24 protein-coding genes are annotated in these 26031 nt (G+C 39.0%); 3 read left to right on the top strand and 21 right to left on the bottom strand.

Annotated elements, in window-relative coordinates:
• Window positions 1–7 precede the first annotated feature (7 nt).
• Together L2567_RS18140 and L2567_RS18135 are read right to left on the bottom strand one after the other, a co-directional pair.
• The gene (locus tag L2567_RS18140; RefSeq protein ID WP_235299244.1) at window positions 8–1501 is read right to left on the bottom strand and encodes an SLC13 family permease; all 1494 of its coding nucleotides are present in this window, start codon (window positions 1499–1501) and stop codon (window positions 8–10) included.
• Entirely contained in the window at window positions 1488–2099 is a 612-nt protein-coding gene (locus L2567_RS18135; RefSeq protein ID WP_235299243.1) for a DUF4886 domain-containing protein, read from the bottom strand. Before L2567_RS18135 ends, L2567_RS18140 begins: the two co-directional genes overlap by 14 nt.
• A gap of 308 nt (window positions 2100–2407) precedes the next feature.
• Between L2567_RS18135 and L2567_RS18130 the strand changes: the two genes are divergently transcribed.
• Window positions 2408–3583, top strand: a complete 1176-nt coding sequence (locus L2567_RS18130; protein WP_235299242.1) for a hypothetical protein — start codon at window positions 2408–2410, stop codon at window positions 3581–3583.
• Here L2567_RS18130 and rfbA read toward each other — a convergent pair.
• The gene (rfbA, locus tag L2567_RS18125; RefSeq protein ID WP_235299241.1) at window positions 3580–4440 is read right to left on the bottom strand and encodes a glucose-1-phosphate thymidylyltransferase RfbA; all 861 of its coding nucleotides are present in this window, start codon (window positions 4438–4440) and stop codon (window positions 3580–3582) included. The two genes, L2567_RS18130 and rfbA, sit on opposite strands and share 4 nt — an antisense overlap.
• A 158-nt stretch (window positions 4441–4598) precedes the next feature.
• Here rfbA and L2567_RS18120 point away from each other — a divergent pair, with 158 nt between their 5' ends.
• A complete protein-coding gene (locus tag L2567_RS18120; protein ID WP_235299240.1) occupies window positions 4599–5726 on the top strand; it encodes an ATP-binding protein in 1128 nt (375 codons plus the stop codon).
• Here the strand turns inward: L2567_RS18120 and rfbB are convergent.
• The 8 genes from rfbB to L2567_RS18080 form a co-directional block, all read right to left on the bottom strand.
• Window positions 5719–6777: a dTDP-glucose 4,6-dehydratase gene (gene rfbB, locus L2567_RS18115; RefSeq protein WP_235299239.1), complete on the bottom strand. Its 1059-nt coding sequence runs from the start codon at window positions 6775–6777 to the stop codon at window positions 5719–5721. The two genes, L2567_RS18120 and rfbB, sit on opposite strands and share 8 nt — an antisense overlap.
• 2 nt (window positions 6778–6779) lie before the next feature.
• Window positions 6780–8039, bottom strand: a complete 1260-nt coding sequence (locus tag L2567_RS18110; RefSeq protein WP_235299238.1) for a sulfate adenylyltransferase subunit 1 — start codon at window positions 8037–8039, stop codon at window positions 6780–6782.
• A 130-nt stretch (window positions 8040–8169) separates the two neighbouring features.
• Window positions 8170–9072 carry a sulfate adenylyltransferase subunit CysD gene (gene cysD / locus L2567_RS18105; RefSeq protein ID WP_235299237.1) on the bottom strand — a complete coding sequence of 301 codons (903 nt, stop codon included), beginning with the start codon at window positions 9070–9072 and terminating at the stop codon, window positions 8170–8172.
• 24 nt (window positions 9073–9096) lie between these two features.
• Complete coding sequence (locus L2567_RS18100; RefSeq protein WP_235299235.1) at window positions 9097–10398, bottom strand: nucleotide sugar dehydrogenase; 1302 nt, start codon at window positions 10396–10398, stop codon at window positions 9097–9099.
• Window positions 10395–10985, bottom strand: a complete 591-nt coding sequence (cysC, locus tag L2567_RS18095; protein ID WP_235299234.1) for an adenylyl-sulfate kinase — start codon at window positions 10983–10985, stop codon at window positions 10395–10397. The genes L2567_RS18100 and cysC overlap by 4 nt, the downstream gene beginning before the upstream one ends.
• 6 nt (window positions 10986–10991) lie before the next feature.
• A complete protein-coding gene (gene lpxK / locus L2567_RS18090; RefSeq protein WP_235299232.1) occupies window positions 10992–12059 on the bottom strand; it encodes a tetraacyldisaccharide 4'-kinase in 1068 nt (355 codons plus the stop codon).
• Between the two features lie 83 nt (window positions 12060–12142).
• Window positions 12143–12772: an outer membrane beta-barrel protein gene (locus tag L2567_RS18085; RefSeq protein ID WP_235299231.1), complete on the bottom strand. Its 630-nt coding sequence runs from the start codon at window positions 12770–12772 to the stop codon at window positions 12143–12145.
• Between the two features lie 16 nt (window positions 12773–12788).
• Entirely contained in the window at window positions 12789–13013 is a 225-nt protein-coding gene (locus L2567_RS18080; RefSeq protein ID WP_235299230.1) for a hypothetical protein, read from the bottom strand.
• 235 nt (window positions 13014–13248) lie between these two features.
• Between L2567_RS18080 and pgi the strand changes: the two genes are divergently transcribed.
• Window positions 13249–14898 (top strand): glucose-6-phosphate isomerase, encoded by a 1650-nt coding sequence (pgi, locus tag L2567_RS18075; RefSeq protein ID WP_235299229.1) that lies wholly within the window; start codon window positions 13249–13251, stop codon window positions 14896–14898.
• 16 nt (window positions 14899–14914) lie between these two features.
• On the opposite strand, the gene L2567_RS18070 is transcribed toward pgi, so the two are convergent.
• The 10 genes from L2567_RS18070 to rho form a co-directional block, all read right to left on the bottom strand.
• The gene (locus L2567_RS18070) at window positions 14915–15454 is read right to left on the bottom strand and encodes a YkgJ family cysteine cluster protein (protein WP_235299227.1); all 540 of its coding nucleotides are present in this window, start codon (window positions 15452–15454) and stop codon (window positions 14915–14917) included.
• The gene (locus L2567_RS18065) at window positions 15447–16763 is read right to left on the bottom strand and encodes a TolC family protein (protein WP_235299226.1); all 1317 of its coding nucleotides are present in this window, start codon (window positions 16761–16763) and stop codon (window positions 15447–15449) included. Before L2567_RS18065 ends, L2567_RS18070 begins: the two co-directional genes overlap by 8 nt.
• 5 nt (window positions 16764–16768) lie before the next feature.
• Window positions 16769–20005 (bottom strand): efflux RND transporter permease subunit, encoded by a 3237-nt coding sequence (locus L2567_RS18060; RefSeq protein ID WP_235299225.1) that lies wholly within the window; start codon window positions 20003–20005, stop codon window positions 16769–16771.
• Window positions 20002–21123 (bottom strand): efflux RND transporter periplasmic adaptor subunit, encoded by a 1122-nt coding sequence (locus L2567_RS18055; protein ID WP_235299224.1) that lies wholly within the window; start codon window positions 21121–21123, stop codon window positions 20002–20004. Before L2567_RS18055 ends, L2567_RS18060 begins: the two co-directional genes overlap by 4 nt.
• Before the next feature lie 2 nt (window positions 21124–21125).
• Window positions 21126–21581 carry a MarR family winged helix-turn-helix transcriptional regulator gene (locus L2567_RS18050; RefSeq protein ID WP_235299223.1) on the bottom strand — a complete coding sequence of 152 codons (456 nt, stop codon included), beginning with the start codon at window positions 21579–21581 and terminating at the stop codon, window positions 21126–21128.
• A gap of 304 nt (window positions 21582–21885) precedes the next feature.
• Window positions 21886–22662 (bottom strand): hypothetical protein, encoded by a 777-nt coding sequence (locus tag L2567_RS18045; RefSeq protein WP_235299222.1) that lies wholly within the window; start codon window positions 22660–22662, stop codon window positions 21886–21888.
• A gap of 42 nt (window positions 22663–22704) precedes the next feature.
• Window positions 22705–23439, bottom strand: coding sequence for a T9SS type A sorting domain-containing protein (locus L2567_RS18040; protein WP_235299221.1), 735 nt, complete (start codon window positions 23437–23439; stop codon window positions 22705–22707).
• A gap of 67 nt (window positions 23440–23506) precedes the next feature.
• Window positions 23507–23887, bottom strand: coding sequence for a ribonuclease P protein component (locus L2567_RS18035; protein ID WP_235299220.1), 381 nt, complete (start codon window positions 23885–23887; stop codon window positions 23507–23509).
• Window positions 23888–24107: 220 nt separating this feature from the next.
• Window positions 24108–24263, bottom strand: a complete 156-nt coding sequence (gene rpmH, locus L2567_RS18030) for a 50S ribosomal protein L34 (protein ID WP_235299219.1) — start codon at window positions 24261–24263, stop codon at window positions 24108–24110.
• 85 nt (window positions 24264–24348) lie between these two features.
• A complete protein-coding gene (gene rho / locus L2567_RS18025) occupies window positions 24349–25956 on the bottom strand; it encodes a transcription termination factor Rho (protein WP_262913207.1) in 1608 nt (535 codons plus the stop codon).
• Between the last annotated feature and the right edge of the window lie 75 nt (window positions 25957–26031).

Below are 26031 nucleotides of genomic sequence, written 5' to 3'. Positions count from 1 at the left end.
CTAAATTTTAGCGATTCTTTAAAAATTGAGGATAATTCATAGGATCGAAATCCCAGAGAAAAGGGAGAAGGTAGTAGACAAACATAGTCAATAAGAGAATGGAGATAATGTTCATCCAGATTCCCACTTTGACCATATCAAATATTTTAAGGTATCCTGATCCAAAGACTACTGCATTGGGTGGGGTTGCAACAGGAAGCATGAATGCACAGGATGCGGCAACAGTCGCACCTACCATCAGAAGATAAGGATGTACATTAATTCCAAGTGCCAAAGGCGCTAGTATAGGAAGCATCATTGCAGTTGTTGCAAGATTAGAGGTTATTTCAGTAAGGAAATTGACAGCGGCTACCAAAATGAGCAGTAAAAGGATGATGGCAATTCCGTCTAAAAGAGACATCTTATTTCCAATAAACCCTGCCAAACCACTGGTGCTGAATCCTTCCGCTAGCGCCAGACCTCCTCCAAATAAAAGCAATATTCCCCAAGGCAAATTGACGGCCTCTTCCCAAGTCAGCAGCTTTCTACCTTTTCCTTTGGCTGCAGGAAGTAAAAAAAGAAGCAAACCACCTACTACCGCGATAATTGTGTCGTCAAGATCGGGTACGAAGCTTTGCAGTAAAAATGATCGGGTAATCCATGCAAATCCAGTCAAAGCGAAAACAATCAAGACTGATTTCTCTTCATAGCTTATCTTCCCAAGCTCTTTTAATTGTCTTTGAATTTCTGGCTTGCCCCCTGGAAAGGATACCACATTCAATTTAAATGCATATTCAGTTAAATATTTCCAACATATAAAAAGAAGAACAATGGCGACTGGTAGTCCGAAAATGATCCATTTGGCAAAGGATAGTTCAACATGATACAGCTCCTCCAGAATACCCGCAAGTACTAGGTTGGGTGGAGTACCAATTAGAGTAGCTACTCCCCCGATCGATGCACTGTAGGCAATAGCTAACATCAACATTTTCCCAAAAATCTGGTTTTCGTTTTCAGGTGTGGAAAGATTATCTTTCAACTGTGCCACAATGGCCATTCCAATAGGCACCATCATGACAGAAGTTGCAGTATTCGAAATCCACATGGAAAGAAACGCAGTGGCGACCATGAATCCAAGCACAATACGCTTCATATTGGTTCCGATATAATTGATAATGGTCAAGGCTATCCTTCGATGTAAATTCCACCTTTCTATGGCAATAGCAATGATAAATCCCCCTATGTAAAGGAATATATATTTATGACCAAATGAAGCAGTGGTTTCAGAAAGACCTAGAGCGCCTGTAAGTGGAAACAAAACAATAGGAAGGATAGAAGTAATTGCAATAGGAATGGCTTCGGTGATCCACCAAATGGCTATCCATAATGTACTGGCTAGCACAGCATGCCCCTGATCACTGAGACCTTCCAATTGAACACCAAAGTGAACGACCAGAAAAACTACCGGCCCAAGAATCAAACCTATTCTTTCTTTACTATATTTTGTTTTAGTTGTTATCAATGCTGTATATTTCGTGCGCTACTTTTTGACAAAAGAGAGCATCTTCAGGTGATAAAATATTGAGATATAACTTTTGCCCGAATTTATCTTCATCTATCAATCGATATGGCAACCCAATAGGATTTTCACCGGATAGAAATTCAAGAAAAACACACGCTGTTAAGTAAGTGCCAATGGTTGATGGATGAGAACCATCTGGATCGTAGAGATCTAATTCCGGTCGTAACTCTCGTGCTCTTTTCCAAGCTAAACCTACTGGAACCACTATCGATTTTATCTCTTTGCCTATATTTTCGTATTCCTTAGAAATGGTGGAAATCATATAAGGATCCCATTTTCTTGACCAGGTCATATACAAATAAACTTCGCCACCTTTTGATCGAATCAGATCGGACCATAATTTAACATAGTAATTCAGGCTATCTGGATGATCAATTGCCCTGAGACTATGATCCTGTAAGATTACCATGTCATATGACTGGGTATTTACCAACTCCTTTGTCTGAAGATTCTTTTCGCCTCTCCAATGCTGACCAAGGTTGGTTCCACCGGCTGTTGATTGAGTAGCGAACAGGTTGATACCCTTTGCCTTGGCCATGGCATTAATCTGCTGAGGTAAATTCCAAAAATATGTATAACTATTTCCTATAAATAAAATATCTGTTGGGGTCTCTTCTTGACTATATGCACAAAGGGAGGATAACAGTAAAATAAGATTTATAAAAAAAAGGATATGCTTCTTCAAAGTAAATTTAGTTCTATATATTTAGTAAATGAGGTTCAATAGCGGCGGTGAAATTAGTTAACTCAAGCGCTATAACAAAAAATATAATTTGTTTGTTTTAAAATTTTACAATATTTTATACTGATTCACACATTTTCACACCTGATATTGCTTGGCATTAAATGGATTTGACAGAAAAATTTATAAGTAAGCTTGAGGAGCGCTATGGTGTTTGGAATAAAAATACCAGCAGATTCGGCACAACGACCTTTGGCGTAATTTCTAAGGATTTAAGCATTAGTGCAAGTCAATTTACAAAATTGATTTATGGCAATGGAACGCAAGGGATGTATGAACGTTCGATCGATAATATTCAAAGACTCATTGAAAAAGAAAATCTTGCCCAGGCACTTGTCAATATCGAAAGGGAAAATCAGCAGATCAAATCTGAATTGGAAAAAAACAGGGCATCTTCAACTATGCTGAGGACTAGATTGGCTCTTTATTGTGTGGGATTTGTAGTTGTAGGGGCAATCTTAGGATGGGTAAGCCAGTATTTCAGTGAATCTTCAAAAGAAGGTCTGGAAATAGGAGTTCATCCTCTTTCTGATTTTTTTGACAAAGACTTCAACGATAGTTATAATTCGCCTTATTTGGATATCAATGAAGTACAAACTTATTGTCCATGTAGTGCATATGAGGGATCATGGTCTCTCAGCGAAGATTATAAACTGCCTATTCCGGGATCACGAAAGCCAGGCGTATACTATCTAGCAAAAAGTGCAGATGTTCGAATGAAGTGTTCACGATTTGATACCATAGGTGTTGGAAAAGGCAGGGTACTCAATGCTTTTGAATACTTAATTAACGAGATTTGGGTTGATACTGAAATGGCAGAGTTATCACCTCAGTTTTTTGATATGGAAGATAAAACCTTTACAGAGGAGTTTAGAAATTTGAATTTTGAAGAGAATAACCAGTTTCAAAAGGTGGCGACCATACATTCCTTTTTCATTGATAAATTTGAGATATACCCTGATTCAATCGTGAGAAAAGGTGAACCTGCCGGTAGATATGCGACCGACATTGATGAGACACTTGCTTCTACCTATGAAATAGACATTAAGTTTATTTTGAATAATGTATTAGGAAATTTAATTACTACCAATTGTTCTGCGACTGAAAACGAATATTGTGACCCCAATGATCTAAAGGAGAATGAGAGCACGATTGATTTTCAATGTCAATATACCATCAAAGCAGAAAATTTAGGAATAGGTGGGGGATACCCATATACTAAAGGATACAGGTTAGTGAAGCAGAATTACGGAGACAATCTAATTTGTTCGTGTGATTAACAAACTCGCATCAGGTACTCACCATAACCACTTTTAATAAGCGGGGCTGCCAGACTTTTAAGTTGGTCACAATCTATAAAACCCATTCTATAAGCGACCTCTTCGATACATCCGATCTTATAATCCTGGCGTTGCTCGATGACTCTGACAAATTCAGAGGCGTCTGCCAGGGACTGAAAAGTTCCAGTATCTAACCAGGCAGTACCTCTATTCATTATTCCCACACTGAGTTGATCCGCTTGAAGGTAAGCTTGATTCACGGAAGTGATTTCATATTCACCACGAGCAGAAGGTTCTAGATTTCGCGCAATATTCACCACCTGATTGTCATAGTAATATAATCCAGGCACGGCATAATTAGATTTAGGTTTTGCTGGTTTTTCTTCAATAGAGATGGCCTTTTTTTCTTTGTCGAATTCAACCACCCCATATCTTTCCGGATCATGAACCGGAAAAGCAAATACTCTCGCGCCTTTCTGGATACGCGCACTTTCCTGTAGAAGTTGAGACAACCCCGAACCCCAAAAGATATTATCACCTAGTATTAATGCAACGGAATCTTTTCCAATAAAATCGGCTCCAATTACGAACGCCTGAGCTAATCCATTAGGTGTATGCTGCACCGCGTATTCGAATCGGCAACCCAATTCTTTACCATCTCCCAGTAGTCTTTTAAAAGAAGCCTGATCTTCAGTTGTAGTGATGATTAGTATTTCTTTGATTCCGGATAGCATAAGCACTGAGAGCGGGTAGTAAATCATCGGCTTATCGTAGATAGGCATCAGTTGTTTGGATATGGCCTTTGTGATAGGGTATAACCTTGTTCCTGATCCACCAGCGAGAATAATTCCCTTCATTGATTTATACTTTTTATGAAGAGGGTGCAAAAATGAAACCAAACCTAAGTGTGCTTAGTAAAAGATTAATAGATTCATAAAATATATACCGTAATGTATGTTTCATAATATATGAATCATATAATATGAATTTTACTTAAAAAGGCTTATATTAGAGTATGGATAACCCATTCGAATTGTTTAATTATAGAGGTCCAGACTATTTTTGTGACCGAGAGGATGATCTCGAGCTGCTAAATGAGGCCTTTCAGAATAGGAGAAACCTGGTGCTTTTTTCTGATCGCCGACTGGGTAAAAGTCATCTTATTCATCATTTTCATCACCATCTGGAAACCCAAAAGAATGTTATCACCATATATCTTGATGTTTTAAATACAAGATCTGATGAAGATTTTATCAATGCATTTGTATCCGCGGTCACCAGAAAATTTTCAGAAGAGGAATCTAAGCTATCCAAAATAATCAAAACATTTCAAAGATTTCAACCAAGCATTAAGATTGATGCCATTACCGGTAACCCTGAATTGAAATTAGAAATTAAAGATGGTTCGGATGTAAGTGCCTCCATGACCGGTGTGATGGAGTTGTTAGAAGAATCCCGGCAGACCATCCAAATTGCCATCGATGAATTTCAGGTTATTGAAACCTATAAGAACGGGTCATTGATAGATGCAACCCTAAGAAGTCACCTCATTAGTTCTCCAAAATTACACTTACTTTTTTCCGGTAGCGAGACCCATCTCTTAGCTGGATTATTCAGTACTCAGAAAAAACCTCTTTTTGGGTCTACCGCACAAATGACCATCCACAAAATTGGATATGCGCCCTATTTTGAATTTATTAAGAAACACTTTGAAGAGAATGAAAAAACCATTAGAGATCAACATATACATGAAATCTTGACCTGGAGTGAAACTTATACTTTTTACACCCATTTTCTTTGTAATCAAGTATTCGGCAATACCAACAAGGAAGTAGACCCATACATCTTGAATAAATCAAAACTACAGTGCCTGAAACAATTTGAGGTGAGCTTTTTACAATTGGAGAATATTCTTCCTAAGAATCAGTGGAATTTATTGGTTGCAGTGGCTAAAGAAGGTCAGGTAGATCAAATAACCAAACAATCTTTCCTGTCTAAATATGGATTTTCAGGATCCTCAGCACTTCAATCTGTTGAAGCTTTGCAAAGTAAACATCTGCTTTTTGAAAAACTGGATAACAACGAGAACTACTATTATACTAATGATATATTCTTCAAAAGATGGGTAGAGCAATTCAGGTAAGCTTTCCTTCGTACATTTTTTCATAATAATCGCGATATGAGCCACTGGTTACATTCTCCAGCCAATCCTTATTCTCCAAGTACCAGTCTATGGTCAGACTTAGTCCCTCCTCAAACTGTAAAGAAGGCTCCCAGCCTAGTTCTTTCTTAATTTTACTTGCATCAATGGCATAGCGCATGTCATGACCGGCTCGGTCTTTAACATACGTGATCAATTTTTCAGAAGTGCCTGGTGAACGTCCCAGTTTTTGATCCATCAACTTACACAGCAACTTTATAAGATCGATGTTTCTCCACTCATTATGACCTCCTATATTGTAAGTTTCACCCACGGAACCTTTATGAAAAATGTTGTCAATTGCTCGCGCATGGTCTACTACATACAACCAGTCTCTCACATTAACTCCTTTGCCATATACCGGAAGTGATTTCTTCTCTAGTATATTATTGATAAAAAGGGGTATCAATTTTTCAGGAAACTGATGCGGACCGTAATTGTTGGAGCAATTAGACAGTACCACTGGAAGTCCATATGTATGGTGAAAGGCTCTTACAAAGTGATCAGAACTTGCCTTCGAAGCTGAATAGGGACTTCTGGGATCATAGGCCGTATCTTCATAAAAAAAGCCTTTCTCTCCGAGCGAGCCATATACTTCATCTGTGGAAACATGGTAAAATAAATGTCCAGGTTGAGATCCCCAGTTATCTCTAGCTGCTTGAAGAAGACTCGCAGTCCCTAAAACATTAGTTTTTATGAAAATCAAAGGATCAGAAATAGATCTGTCGACGTGAGATTCTGCTGCGAGATGTATAACGTCAGATATAGCGTGCTTTTTAAAACATTGACCTATAAAATCCAGATCTGTAATATCTCCGTGAATAAAATGATAATTATCTGCACTTTCTATATCCTTGAGACTTTCCAAATTACCAGCATAAGTCAATGCATCTAAATTGTAAATCTGGTAATTCGGGTATTTTTGAACAAATAACTTAATGAGGTGTGAACCAATGAAGCCTGCTCCGCCTGTAATTAGAATGTTTTTTCCCATAATTAGATGATCATACCAGCAGCCACGGTATTGTTGGTTGCTTCGTCAATAATGATAACGCTTCCTGTAATGCGATTCTTGCGATAGGCATCAACGAAAAGTGGTTTGGTAGTTCTGATGGTTATCCGGGCAATCTCGTTCATGTTTATTTCCTTATTTTCCATATCTCTGTGAAGAGTATTGATGTCCAGGCGATATTTGATTTCTTTTACGATACATCTTACTTCCTGGGTGGTATGTAAAACTGCATATTTACCTCTTAACTGCAGCGATTTATCTGAGCTGAACCAACAAATCATCAAATCTATATCCTGAGCAACTGTTGCTGAATTATTAGGCCTCACAATCATATCACCCCGACTGATATCGATGTCATCTTCAATAAGAATGGTTACGGACTGGGGTGGAAAGGCTTCTTCCTGTTCGCCATCAGGTCCCTGAATCTTGGAAATTTTTGAGGTAAAACCGGAAGGAAGCAACATCACTTCATCTCCCTTTTTCAGAACGCCTCCTGCCACCCTACCGGCGTAACCTCTATAATCGTGAAAATCGTCATTATACGGTCTGATGACTGATTGTACGGGAAATCGGACATCAATAAAATTATGATCACTTGAAATATGCACATTCTCAAGGTAGTAAATTAGCGTAGGACCTTCATACCACGTTGTCTTTTTAGAGCGATTTACTACATTGTCACCTACCAGAGCTGAGATAGGGATAAAAGTGACATCGTTGATGTCGAGCTTTGCTGCGAATGACTCAAAATCATCATGGACCTGATCGTATATTTCCTGGCTATAATCCACCAGATCCATTTTATTGATACAAACTACAAGATGTGGAATTTGAAGTAAGGAAGCGATTATGGCGTGACGTTTGGTTTGTTCGACGACACCATTTCGGGCATCAACGATAATCAGTGCAACATTCGCTGTAGAGGCACCAGTCACCATGTTACGGGTATATTGTATATGCCCTGGTGTATCCGCAATAATAAATTTCCTTTTCGGAGTGGAAAAATAGCGGTAGGCAACATCTATGGTGATGCCTTGTTCCCTTTCTGACTTCAATCCGTCTGTCAGCAATGCGAGGTTCACATTTTCCTCACCTCTTTTTTCACTTGCCGTCTTGATGGCGTCATATTGATCCTGATAAATCGATTTACTATCATAAAGCAATCTTCCGATTAAGGTTGATTTCCCATCGTCCACGCTACCAGCGGTGGTGAATCTTAGTAATTCTGAACTCTTATATTCCATTTAGATCTATGTCTATTTTTTATATGGTATTCCTGTTTTATTTGCGGACTGAAGCCCAAAAAGTGGTTTTCATCTTGGACTAAAGTCCGGGGTCCCGTACTTAATAGGACTAAGGTCCATGGTTCTATTTCTAGAAATAACCGTGTTTCTTTCTATCCTCCATGCTCGTTTCACTCCTTTTATCATCGGTTCGTCCACCCCTTTCTGTCATTCTGGTGGTCGATACTTCTTTAATGATGTCTTCAATTGTAGCAGCATCCGACTTCCAAACGCCCGTACATGTCATGTCACCAATAGTCCTACATCTAACCACCTCCTCGAACACTTCTTCCTCCGGTCGTTTGTTAATGTATTCACAATCAGCCAGTAATGTACCGTCTCGTTTAAAAACCTTTCTTTTGTGAGAAAAATAAAGTGATGGAAGTTCTACCTGTTCCACAGCCAGATACTGCCAAACGTCCAGCTCTGTCCAATTACTGATGGGGAAAACCCTGAAGTGCTCTCCGAATTGATGTTTATTGTTGAATAGATTCCAAAGTTCAGGGCGTTGATTCTTCGGATCCCATTGTCCAAACTCATCTCTATGTGAAAAGAAACGCTCTTTAGCTCTGGCCTTTTCTTCATCTCTTCTGGCTCCTCCAAGCGCTGCATCAAACTTTCCTTTTTCTAATTCGTCCAGGAGGATGGCGGTTTGTAATCCATTTCTCATGGCATTAAACCCCTTCTCCTCTGTAACCAGACCATTTTTGATCCCTTCCTCTACTGAGCCTACAATCAATTTTAACCCTAATTTTTCAACAAGGTCATCTCGATATTTAATGGTCTCCGGAAAATTATGACCGGTATCAACATGAAGCAAAGGAAAAGGAATCTTAGCCGGGTAAAATGCCTTGTAAGCTAAGTGTACCATCAGGATAGAATCTTTTCCTCCTGAAAACATCAAGACCGGATTTTCAAACTTAGCAGCCACTTCTCTGAGTATGAAAATGGACTCAGACTCCAGCTCTTTTAAGTGGTTAATATGATAGCTCATAAATAAAATTGAGCCGCAAAATTACTATAACCTCCAATAAGTCATAGCTTTTTCCCACTTTTCTTTGTCGTATATACCTCTAAGATCGATGAGAATGGGGTTTTCCTTAGTCATTGATTCATAGGAAGATATGTTCATATGTTTGTACTTTTCGTGACCCACAGCAACAATCACCAGGTCATAATCGGTAGAGATTTGATCCACCATCGAAACACCATACTCATGTGCCACTTCATTAGGTGAAGCGTGCTCATCTGTGATATGTACATGAATGCTGTATGAGGTCAATTCTTTATAAAGATCGATAACTTTTGAGTTCCTAATATCGGCAACATCTTCTTTAAAAGTAACACCCATGATCAAAGCTTTGCACTCTCCCGGGTTCTTTCCTTTTTCGATCAACATTTGCGTAGCTTTTTTAGCAACAAACGCTGGCATACCATCATTGATCCGCCTTCCTGCAGCAATCACCTGCGGATCGATACCTAATTGTTTGGACTTGTGAAGCAGATAGTAAGGGTCTACCGAAATACAGTGCCCACCAACCAGGCCAGGGTGAAAGTTAAGGAAGTTCCACTTGGTCCCAGCTGCCTTTAGAACTTCATTGGTATCAATGTTCATTCTTTCGAAGATCATGGACAGTTCATTCATCAATGAGATATTCAGATCTCGTTGCGTATTTTCGATAACTTTAGCAGCTTCTGCAACCTTGATTGATGAAGCCTTGTGAACTCCTTCTTCTAAAATATGATTATAAATCTTTGCAATTTGCTTTAGAGATTCTGCATCACTTCCACTTACGATCTTAGTAATTTTTGTCAATGTTCTGACTTTGTCCCCCGGATTGATCCTCTCTGGAGAGTAGCCTAGTTTAAAGTCTTTGTTGACTTTCAATCCACTGAGCTTTTCCAGAATCGGAAGGCAGTCTTCTTCCGTGCAACCAGGATAGACTGTAGATTCATAAATGACATAGTCGCCCTTTTTTAAGACTTTTCCCACAGATTTAGAAGCACCCAGGATAGGTTTAAGATTGGGTACTCGAGACTCATCGATGTCAGTAGGCACAGCAATCACATAGAAATGCGCTTCCCTTATGTCTTCTGGATCTGATGTGAAGATGATGGATTTATCTTTAAATGCTGATGAATCTAATTCTTTCGAAGGATCTATTTTATTTTTCATCAATTCTATTCGATGCTCTGCGATATCGAATCCAATTACATCAAAATATTTAGCAAATTCTAAAGCAATCGGTAGGCCAACATATCCAAGGCCAACCACACATATTTTCTTCTTTCTCTCCTGAAGCTCTTTATAAAAACTCATGTAATCTTATCTTTAATAAATGTATATAGTTGTAACGAAGATTCTTCTACGCTATAATTTTCTGTATCAATTTCTAATGATGGGTTGTGTGGAATCTCATATGGTGAATCAATTCCCGTAAAGTTTTTTATTTCACCTGATCTGGCTTTAGCGTAAAGTCCTTTTACATCTCTCGATTCACATTCAGCTAAAGATGTACTTATATAGACTTCATAGAAGTCATCTTCACCTATGATTTGTTGGGCTTTTTGTCGAATTTCTTTTGTGGGGCTAACGAAACTATTGATACAGACGATACCACAGTTGACAAACAACTTGCTTACTTCTGCTATCCTGCGTATATTCTCAGCACGATCATCGAGGCTGAATCCAAGGTTATTACAAATTCCGGACCTGATGTTGTCTCCATCAATGATTTGCACCAAATATCCTTCATTGAAAAGCAATCTCTCTACCTTTTCACCTATTGTGCTCTTACCCGAACCGGATAAACCTGTAAGCCAGAATACTTTTGCTTTTTGATTTAATAATTGCTCCTTTTCGCTCCGGCTGACGATGCGATCAAATATGGGATGTATGTTGTCCAATCTTTTCTACACTTTAAAGTTAAGAAGGTGACTCTTGATCATATCATCAAAAAGCTTGCCTTCTTCGAATAAAAACTCAACCTTAATAGGGAGCGCGAAAATAGGAAGTTGATTTGACAAAATAAAGTCGCGGTGGAGATCTAGTCTCATCGCATCTTTTTCGGAACTGAGTAAGATCTTTTTAGGATTGGAAATTTGATCATAAGTTTCCTTGATGACAGAAATTTCATGTTCGGTAAAGTAGTGGTGGTCTTCATACTGAACATGTTCAACTTCACAACCTAACGATTCTAAATAATAACTTAGATAATCCGTATTGGCAATGGCTGAGACCATTAGAATAGTCTGATCATCTTGTATTTTTACCCGCTCTGAGGGTTTGTATATATGGTAAGGATCCCCGTACAAATATTGTGAAAAAAATATTTTCTGGTGAGGCTCAGGATTGATTTGCGAAATGATTTCATCTCTATGGGTTTTATCAAATCCAGGTCGACACTTAGTCACTATAATGACATCAGCCCTTCTATATGCTGATCTCCATTCCCGTAGCCGACCTGAAGGCAGTAGGAAATCATTGGTAAAAAGCTTGGTTTGTTCGGTCAATAGAATATTTAAGCTGGGATCTACAGCCAGATGTTGAAAGGCATCATCTAACAAAACGGTATTGATCTGGGGATACTTTTTTATCATTTCAGGAATGCCTAAGGCCCTTGACTCAGAAACAGCTACGATGATATCTTTAAATTTTCTTCTAAACTGAAGCGGTTCATCTCCAAATTGGTTGGCATCGCCTTTCGTTTCTACAAACAAAAAGCCTTTGGTTTTTCGTCCATAACCTCGACTGAGCACTGATACATTGATATAAGGTCTTAGAAGGTTGATTAAATATTCCACATGTGGTGTTTTTCCGGCTCCGCCAATGGATAAATTACCTATGCTGATCACCGGAATATTGAACTCTGATTGTCTGATCAGACCTATTTGAAAGAAGAAATTTCTCATGCTGATGGCCATACCATAAAGCAATGAAAAGGGCGCAAGCAGTATTTTTATTAAAACATTCTGAACCATAGAGATTATTGCTAAGATGCAAGGTAAGAACAATTGAAATGGAAATTGTTTTCAAAGGGCAAAAGATATCAATGGATTGAAACTCACCTAGGCTCCCAAATGAAATAGTGATATGCCAATTGAAGGCCGGTGCTAACCACTCTCCTGGAGGGCGCCTGTGTTGAAATGGGATCTAAAGATGCAGAATTGTACCACAGAAAATTAAGATTACCCCCTCTGCTGAGATTCAGTTGTAATCCTAAACCTAAAGCACCTCCTGTCAGAAATCTATTGTAGTCACCAAGAACTGGAACTGGATCTTCAGAGTTAACGGTCAAAGTAGCTTCGTTAAGTAAGCTAAAATAAGGGCCCGCTATCATTATAAATGAAAAAGATCTTTCAATAGAAGAATTCAGTTTAAGATAGACTGGTAATTGGATGTAGGAAAGATTCAATTCATAAGATACTTCTGGATCAACAGCTATATCATTATATTTCTCGCCAAGTGGGCTATATAGAAATCCTGTTCTTAATCCGATATAATCGTTGAAATTAAAACCTGCATCTACCCCTATTGCGAAGGAATAGGGAATTTTGATGGCTCTATCTGATGGAGACTGATCGTAATATAATCCATAAATCTGAGGAAGTATGGTCGCACCTGCTTCTATTCCTCTTTGACCTTGTAGGCCGGTCGTCAACAGTAAAATGATGAAGATCAATTGGGTTTTCATCTCTTAAAGCTACGACTTATTCATTAGGGTCGCAACCTTGTAAAGTCATTTTTACCAGAGCTCCGGCTGCTATATCAAAAAGGTGTTTTACATCTATGATGTTTGCATTAAATTCAGCTCCAACGTTGACCTGTATTGCTTCACTCAGCATAATGGAGTCCCTGGCAAAATACATGGCGTATTCTGCAATCATACTAAGTCTTTGATTCAGGGGACCATAAATTTTTTCATAGTCACCCATGTCTAAATCATCGTTTTGGGGTCTGGAAATACCGATGATCTCCGTTGATGGTCAATTTGTCAGTCCTGAAATATCAGCATCGATGGACTTAGCAAAGAAGGCTAAGAAAAAGTAAAAGGGTAAAGAACTTCATCATTGTTCAATATCTAATTTATCATACATTTATGAAATCGTTTTGAAGACAAATGCAAAAAGAAATAGGCTTTTCCGTAAAATTGTATCAAATCAATAGAAAATGTTAGATAGAATCAGCCCCAATAATACAGATGCCTGGAAAGCACTTGGGAGCCATTATGATGAAATGGTAGATGTGGAGATGAAAGATTTATTCAAGGACAAAAATCGATTTAAAAGTTTTTCTTTACGTCTGGACGATGTTTTGGTAGATTATTCTAAAAACATCATCAGCGAAAAAACGATGAGTTTGCTTGGGAATCTGGCTCGCGAGTGTGGAATCCACGATGGCATAAAATCCATGTATTCAGGAGAGAAAATTAATGAAACCGAAGACAGAGCGGTGCTTCACATTGCATTGAGGAACTTATCTAATGATCCTATCATCGTAGATGGTGAGGACGTGATGCCAGAGGTTAAAAAGGTGATGCAGCAGGTTGAAAAATTTGTAGGGAAGCTTCACTCTGGAGATTGGAAAGGGTATTCGGGGAAGAAAATCAAGCATATTATAAACATTGGAATCGGAGGATCTGATCTTGGTCCTGTGATGGTATCTGAGGCATTAAAACCGTACTGGGTAGAGGGTATAGAATTACATTTTGTTTCAAATATCGATGGAACGCATATTGCAGAAACTTTTAAAAAGATAGATCCCGAGACATCATTGTTCATCATAGCATCCAAGTCTTTTACGACCCAGGAGACGATGACGAACGCAAGGACTGCAAGAAAATGGTTTTTGGATAATGGAGGATCAGAAGAAGTTATTGCCAAACATTTCGTAGCAGTTTCAACAAATGAAAAAGATGTTCGTGAGTTTGGGATCGACACTGCAAACATGTTTGAATTCTGGGATTGGGTAGGAGGAAGGTTTTCCCTTTCCTCAGCTATTGGACTACCCATTGCCTGTGCAATTGGGTTTGACCATTTTCGTAGTTTGCAGAAAGGCATGCACAAGATGGATCTGCATTTTAAGACTGTGGAGATCAGTAATAATATACCCATAACATTGGCCTTAATAGGGATTTGGTATACAAATTTTATGGGCGCGTCCACTGAAGCTATTCTTCCTTATGATCAGTATTTGCATCGATTTGCTGCCTATTTTCAACAGGGTAACATGGAGAGTAATGGAAAATCGGTGGACAGGTCCGGACAACCGGTAGATTATGAAACGGGACCGATCATATGGGGTGAACCAGGGACCAATGGTCAACATGCCTTCTATCAATTGATTCACCAAGGCACGAGACTCATACCATGCGACTTTATTGCCCCGGCCATCAGTCATAATCCCATTGGAGATCATCATAAAATTTTACTGAGCAATTTTTTTGCGCAAACGGAAGCATTGATGAAGGGAAAATCGGAGGATGAAGTGAGACAGGATCTGGAAAAATCAGGCAAGTCACCGGATGAAATCGAAGAGTTGTTGCCGTTTAAAGTATTTGATGGGAACCGGCCTACAAATTCCATCTTGGTCAAAAAAATCACACCTGAAACTCTGGGCATGCTCATTGCTATGTATGAACATAAGATTTTTGTACAAGGCTTTATTTGGAACATTTTCAGTTTTGATCAATGGGGAGTTGAACTTGGAAAAGTTTTGGCGAGCAATATACTGCCTGAGCTGAAAAATGATCAAAAGATCAGTTCGCATGATTCCAGTACCAATGGGTTGATCAATACCTATAAGGAAATGAGGAAATAGTGAGTTGGTGATTTCCCTATCCTTCACCTTGAAAATCAGGGTTGTTAAAGTGTTCCTGAATGTATTCAAGGTTCAATTCCATTTTGTCGAAATCTTTCCAAATGCGGTCATCAGTCGCACAAGAATACTCTGAGCACACTCTTGGCCTGTTTTCATATATGGTACATGCTCCTGAAACTTTATCTTTATGCGTGCAACAGCCACCTTCGTGTCTGATAAAGTAGGGACAATTTACTGCTACATATTCTTTTGCAGTTTCTTTATCTATTCTTACCTGGATTTCTGGATGTAATTGTTCCTGATTTTCAATCATTCGCTGTTTTAGGTTTTCAACAACCTTGTAAATGGCTTTGGAAGAAAGTAAACCATTCTCAATCAAAGCGTCTGCAATACCATAGGTAAAAGCTTCAATTTCATTGATGCGCGCGGAGTAATTGCTCAGATTGGTATGCGTATGCATTGAGCAACTGAAGTTATTACAACCATATTGGATCACAATCAATGTCTTTCTCTGATAAACCTTATACAAATGATTGTGAAATATGATTTTACTCAAATTTTCCCACTAAAAAGTCAATCTCGCTTTTAGTCACTATAATGGAATATATCGCATTGACCTTAGCAAACGCAGCATTGATGTATTGGTTTTGAACGTTTCTGAAATCGATAGAACTGATCAGTCCTCCCTTAAAGCGCTCTTCTGTAATCGTCAGGTTTCTTTCTGCCAATGCTATTTGATCATCAGATAACTTTAAGATTCTCCTTTGATTATTATAATTGTCCACCAATATCTCAAGTTGGTTGCCGATAGTAGCCACTGCTTGTTCTATAGAAAGCCGATCGATATCTTCCTGAATAATCGCACTGGCGATATTATCTTTTCTGATGCCGCCGTCGTATAATCGCCAACTGGCAGAAGCTCCTGCACTTCCATTTAAGCGGTTGCTAAAGAGTAAGTCATAAGGTTCACCAGTCATAGGATTTTCAGCAAATATTTTGAAGGCGTTTTCAGCGGCACCCACAGATGCGCTTACGCTTACCGTAGGGAGCATGCTTGTTCTTTCAATTTGGGTATTGAGTCGATCGAGGTCTGCTATTAATTGAAGGCTTTTTAAAGTGTAATTCTCTTCCTGTAGAACTTCTTGTAATGCTTCAAGTCTTATCTCTTCATCCTGTAATTGCAATCTTTCAGGGAAAATATAATTGGCAAAGCCGATAATATTCAGGGTATTGTAAAGATTGCGCTTGGCAATTTCTACCTGTTGATCTTGATTAACCAGGTTAATAGAATCCGATAACACAGCATTTTGAAATTGTATCAGGTTAAAGCTATTGGTAGCGCCGAAGTCCCTGCGTGTTTCCTCATAAGCAAGTCTGACTTTAGATAAGTTTAAAGTGGACTGCAATACAAGAAGTCGCTCTTTTTGAAAAAGTACTTCGTGATAGTCCTGATAGATATTTCGCATTAATTCATGAATTCCACTTTGCTTATTTAACTGCTGTTGTGTAACTGCGAGGTCTAATTGGTCCTTTACAATTTGCACTCTACCTCCGGCATATACTACCCAGTTTATACCCAGATTGGCACTCAGGGAACCATTGTAAAATTCTCCTCGAAGGAAACTTGCAGGGTTATTATCCTGAGTAATGGTATTGTTAAAATTAGCAGTGAGGTCAATTGTAGGCAGCTTTCCTGCCCGAGCCCAGGTATTGTTGTTCTCAGCAATTAAAATTGACTTCTCATCAATACTGATTTGAAAGTTATTTTCTAGTCCTATCGCTATGGCTTTAGGAAGTGTCATAACCTCCTGCCCATTGACATAAAGACCAGTCAAAAAAAGGATGGAATATAAAATTGATTTCATTTTGTTCATATTAATGCAAATACCGAGCTCGCCTTGAATAATCCAAAAACCAGCATTCCAAAAATGAGTAAGGCAACCAGACCGGCAAATAGAAATACCAGGAAGTTGGATTGACGTCCCGGATAGGCTGGTTCTACCATTTCTCTGCTGGGCTTTTCACCTTCATAGGCATGTATGGCCGTCCGTTTAATTCTATTGACAATCATTAGTAATGCCGGGATTAGGACCAGGAGTACAAAAGTTCCGAAAAGTAAGCCATATGCAACAGAAATAGCCATTGGTATTAAGAATTGTGCCTGAAAGCTCTTCTCCAGAATCAGCGGTGCCAAGCCAGCAATGGTAGTTATAGAGGTCAATAAAATAGGTCTGAATCTAGAACGTCCAGTTTCTATAACCGCTTGTTGCTGCGGGACGCCGTTCTTTATCTTTTCATTATAAGTGGTGATAAAGACCAGGGCATCATTAACAAAAATACCGATGAGCGCAATGACTCCGAGTATTGAAAATAAGGATATGGGCAAACCATGTATATAATGACCGGCTCCCACACCGATAAAACCAAAGGGTAGCAAAGCGAAGACGATCAGGGCCTGGCTGACTGATTTAAAGGTTAAAATGATGACAAAAAGCATCATAAGAAAAATGATGGGCATCACCAGTTGTAAAGAATCCCTTGTTTTAGCCTGTTCCCGTTCCTGACCTTCAAATGAAGCAACAACTCCGGGAAATTCTTTTAGTGTTTCCGGAAGAATGACATTTCTGACATCTGACGTTACATCACTGATACTTACCTGATCATTAGCCACGTCTGCTTCAATTCTTACTTCTCGGGCTCCCTCTATTCTATTTATATTGATAACCCCTCTTTCTGTGTTAAAGGTGGCCAATTCTTCCAATGGAATGGACTGACCATCCGGAGTTCGAATGCGCATGTCTGAAAGATCCGAAATATCAGACCTATCTTCTTCACCATAGCGCACCCAGATTCTGACTTCATCCTCACCTCGTTGAATTCTTTGAGCCTCTGCACCAAAGAATCCCTGGCGAACCTGGCTGATAATATCACTTAGCGTAAAACCGAGGTTGTAGGCTTTCTGAGTCAATTCCAATTCAATTTCCTTAAGACCTTCCTGATTGTTGTCTACGATGTCCTTTAGATCAGGAATTTTTTCCAGATTGGCCTTGACCGCATCCACAGCCGCAGAAAGTTGGTCTCCATCTTCTCCCAGTAGAGATAGGGATAATGCCTTTCCAAAAGGAGAACCGCTTCCAAAAGTAAAAGTTTCTGCCATGGGCAATGGCCCTACTTTTTCCCTGATTCGTCCGATGATTACATTTGCAGTGACATCTCCCCTGGTTTCTCCTTCTAACAAGGCCACATTCAAATTGCCTTCATAACTTGAAGGCCCTATCGTTTTCTGAATATTCTCTATGGGATTGATGCTATCACCGAAAAATTCCTCTTTAAGCTCATCATTTACCGCTACAACTGCATCCTCTATTCTATTCAAAACATCGAGTGTGATGTCTTCCCGAGTACCTGAGGCTAATTTCAACTGTACCTGAAAATTTTCTCTAGGGATCACAGGGAAGAAAGTAGACTTGATTAACCCTCCTGATAAAGCTCCGGCAACAACGAATAATCCCGCACAACAGATGGCCAGTGTAGGCCAATTATACCGTACCGCCCAGTTCAATATCGGACCATATAATCGGTCCTTTAGAAAAAGCATCATATTGTCCAGGCCTCTCTGAATCATATTAGGCTTTCGGTCTCTAGCCAAGGCTTTCGAATGTGCAATATGTGCAGGGAGAATTAATGCACCTTCCACCAAAGAGAAAACCAATGAAAAAATTACGACAATGGCCATTTCGCGGAAGAAGTCACCCAATCGGCCATCTATGAAAAAGAAGGCGGAAAAAGCGATAACGGTAGTGATGATTGCTGAAAATACAGCTGGAAGCACTTCCATGGTGCCATTCAACGCAGCTTTAAATGCAGGCTCGCCATCCTCATAATGCTGATAAATGTTCTCTGCGATTACAATACCATCATCCACTAAGATACCAATGACGATGATCATCCCGAAAAGTGAGATGACATTGATGGTAACACCTATCAAACTCGCAAAAATAAACATGCCTGCAAAGGAGATTGGAATGGCAAGTGCTACCCAGAAGGCCAACCTGTAATGGAGAAACATGGCTAAAAGAATCAAAACGATAATGAATCCTGTAATTCCATTGCTGGTTAAAAGGTCAATCCTTTGTCTTAAAGTGATAGATCCGTCACGCAATATGGTGGCATCTACTTCCGGGAATTTCTTTTCGAACTCTTGGAGATAGGTTTTGACCTTGTCGGTCACATCGAGCATGTCCTCTTCTAATGTGTTTTGCACCACCACGACTACGGCAGGGTTGCCATCAACGTATGTTCTTTGTGGTCGGTCGGTAAATCGATCTTTAATGTCTGCTATCTCGTAAAGTCTGACCACACCTCCGTCTGGATTTGTTTTGATAACGATGTCTTGTAGATCGGCAGCATTGTATTGTTTATTATTGGCACGAATCAACAACTCCTCCGTTTCAGTCTTAATGGTACCTCCAGTCACCTCCAAATTGGTTAATCTGATTCTGTTTGCAGCCTCTGAAAATGTGATATTGTTGGCTCGTAAATCTTCCTCCCGAAAAGTAATTTCAATTTCCTCATCTGGGAAACCAGATAACTCCACTTTTGACACATCCTCTAAGGCTCTGATGTCATCTTCTGCTTGCCTGGCTATGGTCTTGAGTGTTTTTAGGGGTACATCTCCTGAAATAGCAAAATTGATGGCAAAACCCAGGTTTTCTTGTTTGAAAATGACCAGTGGTTCCATGTCCACAGGAAAACTACTGATTCTGTCTACCGCATTCTTGACATCTTGCAAAATGACGTCAGTGTCGAAACCCTTTAATACTTCGACATTAATATTGGCAGAATTTTCAGAAGACACTGAAGTGACTCGTTCCACACCAGTTAGACCTTTAAGGTTTTCTTCAATTTTGGAAACAATGCCTTCCTCCACCTCCTCAGGTGATGATCCCGGATAAATGGCTTGAATGGCGATTAATCTGCTTTCCACTTCCGGGAAAAACGTGGTCTTCATCTGCAAGAGTCCGATGATGCCTACAACGAATAGTAAGATCATCAGTATATTTCCTGCGATCTCGTTATTGATAAAGTACTTTACTACACCTTTCATATCTTCACTTTTTGTCCTTCGTAAAGACCCGCCAATGAACCCGTAACTACCGCTTCATCTGGCTCAAGGCCCCTTACTAAAACATAATCGGAAACCCGCTTTATGGATTCAATTTCCTTTGCCCTAACGATGGAATCTTTAACCACATAGATAGTCTCAGGATTTAAGAAAATATCTTTTGGAAGCTTGATGACATCTTCAAGTGTGGAACCACTTAATGTCCCTTGTAGGTACATACCATTTGTAAGCCCTCTACCCGAAACGGTGATGTAAATAGGTATGTTCTGAGTAGTCGGATCTATCTGGTTGCCAATTCTGCTCACTCGTCCGGTCCAATCCTGACCGAGTTCTCTGGATTCTAATTTGACGCTTTGACCTGTCTTGATATACTTTAATTGGTTCAGCGGTATCGGCGAGGTCATCTCATAAACAGAGGTGTTGATCATGGTGGCTAGAACTTGTCCGGGACTGATGATAGAACCGGGAAAAACATTGGACTGGGTGACGATACCTGAAAACGGTGCGTAAATTTTATAATCTTTTAACCTGGTTTCCAGACTTTTAATATTATAGTATTGATTGTAAATGTTGCGACCTGCCACAAAATACTTTTCCTGGTCAGATGTGGGATCGGGAAGCGGTTGAATGGGTTGATCTACTTCAAAACCACTTAGATATTTTTCCCACTTCGTAAAGGCTTCCTCGTAATCGAATTTCAGGTCAGGCATCATCTGGGCAATGCTTGTAAAAAGTGCACTCTTTTGTGATTGAAGATTGAAAATGGCCTCTCTGTCATCAATAGCGTATAATAAATCACCTTTTTTAAAGTATCTTCCCTCTCTTACGTTTGCTGAATTTTCTTCCATTACACCTGTCACTTTAGAACTGATGGAGACGCGTTCGTAAGCCTGAATTCTTCCATCTACCTCGATCGTATTGGGGATGTCTTCTCCGGAAAAATAGTCGACCTTTACAGTTCTTAATTCTTTCTTTACTTCAGCACTTCCTACTGTTGATTCTTTCTGGCTGGAAAACTTTCTGAAAATGAATAGTCCCGCCAACAATATTATGATGGTTATGATGGCAGAAATGATGTTTTTTCTTGTGCCTTTTTTCATATTTAATACGCAGTTTTGACTTTGTCTTTAAGGTTTAGGTAAATGGATTTGAGTACGCTTTTAGCGATGTTGATTTCTTCGTCTGAGTGTTCTTGTAAATATTTTGATTGGTAAAAAAGGGATTGCTTCTCTAACAGCTCTCTGAATTCATGACCTTTTGCTGTCAGAAAAATAAGCTTATTTCTTTTATCATCAGGATCAACTTTTTTGGTGACCAGACCATGGTTCTCCAGCGCTTCTAACATTTTATTTACACTACTTTTAGTTTTCACCATTGAGGTGCCTAGTTCTTTTTGAGTAATGCCATCGCCAGACCATAGATCTGCCAGTATTCCTATACACGAGACCGGGAAATGATAACCTTTGCTTTTCAACATAGGCTCCATAAATTGATCCATTAAACGCGCCACTCGATGTGTTAAAAAACCAAAATGATGATAAGGGTTAAAATCTGCCAACAATATTAGTTCATTTATGAACTATTAGGACAGACAAATGTGGGAAAGGTTTAAAAAATGTGATTTTTTTGTGCTTTAGAGCCGTGATTTAACATATTTCGTGGTGACACTCTTTAATTCATCAGAAATTCTAATGAGATCCATTGCAGAAGGATAGTTCTCAAAATTAAATGTCTTAATGGACTTTTATTCTAGCATCAGGTGTCATATACAATTGTACAACTTTTACCTGAATGGTAATTTTTTTTATAGTTATTGATCTATATATATAGACACCATTTATTGTTAAAAGCTTTGATTTCCCTTAAAAATGACCTTGTAGGCCAAGCGTCAATGAGATTCCACTTAATTGGCTTGCACTGAGGCGAGCACCGGCGCCAAATTTAATCCCTTTGCCCTGCTTGGCCAGGTCTCCTGCCATTTTTGCAGCTTTGGAGATGTCTGCTATGTTGTCTTTGTTGTGATCGTAATATCCCATAGGATCATTTAATGGGGCCATGGGTCCCTGCATCATCATGTTGGTAGCTGCATCTCCTCCTGATTGCATGGCCATACTGAAGGGTTCAGGCATGGGAGCCAATGGTGCGCCCAGGCCAAGACTTAGAGAAGCTGATTGTCCAAGTGGATTTACGGAGAGGCCAGCATTAAAAGCTCCTTGCTTATAACCTGCACCTAGTGTGAAATCAGAAGCTCCGGGTTGGTAGGAAGCACTTCCTGAAAAGGGCCCTTTAGAGACGCCTAAACTTAATGATGAACCATATTTATAACCCAGTCCTGTGCTAAAGTCGCCCTGTGAATACTTAAATTTTGTACCGCCTGTATCGGCCATCAACTTAAATCTCCAGAATGACATTTGTAATTTTGGAGGAAGTAGTTTGATATCAATATCCACACCTGAATCATCACCTGATTTCTTCTTTTCATTTTTTGTCTCTTTCTTTTGAATGGGTGATTTAGAGGAAGAAACCGGACTAGCTGGTGGTTTGAGCATGGCGGTTTGTTGGGCTGTTTCCTTTGTTGGTTCAGCAAAGGCAATGCTTTCGGCTTTTCTTTTATCCTCTTTTTCTAAGAAGTCAGACATGATACAAACCTAAGCTATATCTTTTTCATTGTCAAGTGGTTATCAATATGTCAGTGCTACAGCCGTCACCATACTGACACCTCTATATTCAAATTGTACAAAGTAAACAGCAGATGACCAATCAGCAGCTTGAATGATCATATGATCTTGGTGGTCGTTCATTTTTTTTGAAAATATCAATTGGCCCAGAGAATTATAGATATTGACATTACTGTGGTTAAGAGGGTTGGTCAAAACAATATGGATTTCATTATATTTTACGAATATTCGATCTACCAGAGAATTATACACTGATAATCTAGCATTACACAGATCGTGAATTTTCAGTCTAAATTCATCGATATGAATTCTTTGGTAAAGACGACCATTGTCAAGAATAGTACCATGTATCCAATTTCCCATTCTTCTGAGCATCACTTCAGTGCAATTGAAAACTTTAAAAATAGGATATTTTGTATCAGGACTACTTTCAGTATTTCCAATGACAAAAATTAATCGATCTCCTATATTCGCGAAATTTTGGAGATTATACGAACAATCACCTTGAGCTTTATATGATAAGTATTTTGGAAATGTATTCTTTATAGCCTTAAATACCTCCGTAACTTTGAAATCTATTGTATGATAATAATCTTTCTTACTAATTTCCAAAACCTCCAGCTCTACTATGTTTGCAGAGTTTTGCGCATTGATGCAAAACGAATTAAAGTAGCAGTCACAAGCATATAAAAAGTTGGGAAACATCGCTAATAGGAAAATATAGATACAGGTTTTCATCTATAGTTTATAGACGTGAGTGATCGTCCAATGGTTGGTCAGATCCGAAGAAAAAGAAACCTCAACATTATTTTAGTACAAACTTCCTTTCTATTTTTTTCCAGGCCTTCTCGATTTGGTGAAAGGTCATTTTCTCTTGTCCGGTATAAATCATGATTCCGTAGCCACTCAATTGTCGCTGGTCAATGTGATCAATAAATGAATGTTTATTTAACCTGTAAGCTTCTCTCATTCTTCGTTTCAAAAAGTTTCTGTCAACCGCTTTTTTAACTTTACGTTTTGGAACCGTAAATGCAATTTGAAACGTAGGCAAATGCTCATCTCTGTCATGGAGAATATATATTAAGCGCAGTGGATATGCAGAAACAGTTTCAGCATCTGAGAATAAGGACTCAAACTTTTTCTTGTTGGTAAGTCTTTCAGATTTAGGAAATGAAAAATCCTGCATGTTGCAAGTTAAAGATAATTTGTTGTATGTATAACGATAAAAAAGGATGAGCTCTCTGGTATTGATTTTAATACAGAATGGTTCTATTTCAGGAGATGTGCATTAAAAAGGGGAGGTTATTAAGCAAATCTCCAGATAAGTTAGAATTTAAGGCAAAAAAAATCTGAAAGCAGCGTGAACCACTTTCAGATATATATCATAGTATAAAGTAAGATGAAACTTACTTCAATTTACTTTCGTCAGAAACTGTAAGTTTAAGTCTGCCTTTAGCTCTTCTAGAGGCCAACACTCTTCTTCCATTCTTCGTGCTCATTCTTGATCTGAACCCGTGCTTGTTCGCTCTCTTTCTTCTGGATGGTTGAAATGTCCTTTTCATAACTATAAAATTTTCTTAATTCTAACCTCTTTTTCTCAAGGGAGTGCAAAGGTAGAATTAATTATCGAATTTCCAAAGCTTTAGACTAAGAATTCATTGATATCAAGAACTCCTCATTGTTTCTGGTTCCCAACATATGCTTTCTAAGGAACTCCATCGCTTCATCCGGCTTCATATCTGCCAGATGCTTTCTGAGGATGAACATCTTCTTAAGCACTGTTTCTCCAAGCAATAATTCTTCTCTTCTGGTACTGGATTTCGTGAGATCAATGGCTGGATACAGACGCTTGTTGGCCAGTGATCTGTCCAATTGTAATTCCATGTTACCCGTACCTTTAAATTCTTCAAAGATCACCTCGTCCATCTTAGAACCTGTATCAATTAAGGCTGTTGCCAGAATAGTAAGTGATCCTCCGCCTTCTATATTTCTAGCTGCTCCGAAGAACTTCTTAGGCTTATGAAGTGCATTGGCCTCCACACCACCTGATAGTACTTTTCCACTCGAAGGTGAAACAGTATTGTATGCCCTTGCTAATCTGGTAATCGAATCCAGTAGAATGACAACATCGTGTCCGCATTCTACCAATCTTTTAGCTTTTTCTAAAACCATATTGGCTACCCGAACGTGATTTTCAGCAGGCTCATCAAAGTTTGAAGCCACGACTTCTGCTTTTACACTACGCTTCATATCTGTCACCTCTTCCGGACGCTCATCAATCAATGCTACAATCAAATAGCATTCAGGGTGATTCTGCGAAATGGCATTTGCAACATCTTTCAACAAGAAAGTTTTTCCTGTTTTAGGTTGAGCAACGATCAATCCTCTTTGTCCTTTTCCGATAGGTGAGAACAAGTCAATCATTCGGTTACCATAATCCTTCCCTTCAGGGTGCGAAACAATATTAAATTTCTCTTCAGGAAAAAGAGGAGTCAGGTAATCAAACGGTACTCGCTCACGAATCATTTTTGGTTCCAGGCCATTGACTCTGGATACCCTTAACAAGGCAAAGTATTTCTCACCTTCTTTGGGAGGTCTGATGGCACCTACAACGGTGTCTCCTGTTCTGATTCCAAATAATTTAATCTGAGATGGAGAAACGTATATGTCATCCGGAGAAGTCAGATAGTTATAATCAGCGGAACGCAAAAATCCGTATCCGTCAGGCATCATTTCAAGAATTCCTTCTCCTTCGATCAAACCGTCGATCTCTACATTAAAGACATCTTCTTTCTCTTGCTTTTGATTCTTGTTGTCGTTGTTCTTGTTACTGCTGTTATTATTACCACTATTGTTGCGGTTATTATTCTTGTTATTGCTCTCTCTGTTGCTACTGCGGCTCTTCTTATTATTGTTGTCGTCTTCCTTTTTATCCTCTTTCTTGCTGCCACTATTCTGACCATTAGAATTCTTAGCTGGAACCTCTTTTTTTGCTGGTTCTTCCTGTTTCTTTTCCTCTTTCTTAGGAGCAGGTTTGGCTTTAGCCTGTGGTCTTTTTCGTGGTGCAGGCTTCTTTTTCTCTTCATTTGGAGCTTCAGTGCCACTATCTTTTCCTTTTTCAATGGCTTGTTGATCAAGGATTTTATAGATAAGTTCTTGCTTGCTTAGTCGCTTGTATTTGGTGAGGCCAATGTTCTCGGCTAGTTCCTTAAGTTCAGGTACTAGCATGTCATTCAACTGCAAAATATCGTACATAGTTTTCGATTAGAAATGATAAATGTTAATTTGATATGGAATAATTATAATAATTTAATTACCTAATGATCGATC

This window comes from Portibacter marinus (genome assembly GCF_021533195.1).
GTDB lineage: Bacteria > Bacteroidota > Bacteroidia > Chitinophagales > Saprospiraceae > Portibacter > Portibacter marinus.
The sequence above is the reverse complement of the archived record's forward strand: the minus strand, read 5'-3'. Positions and strand labels throughout refer to the sequence as shown.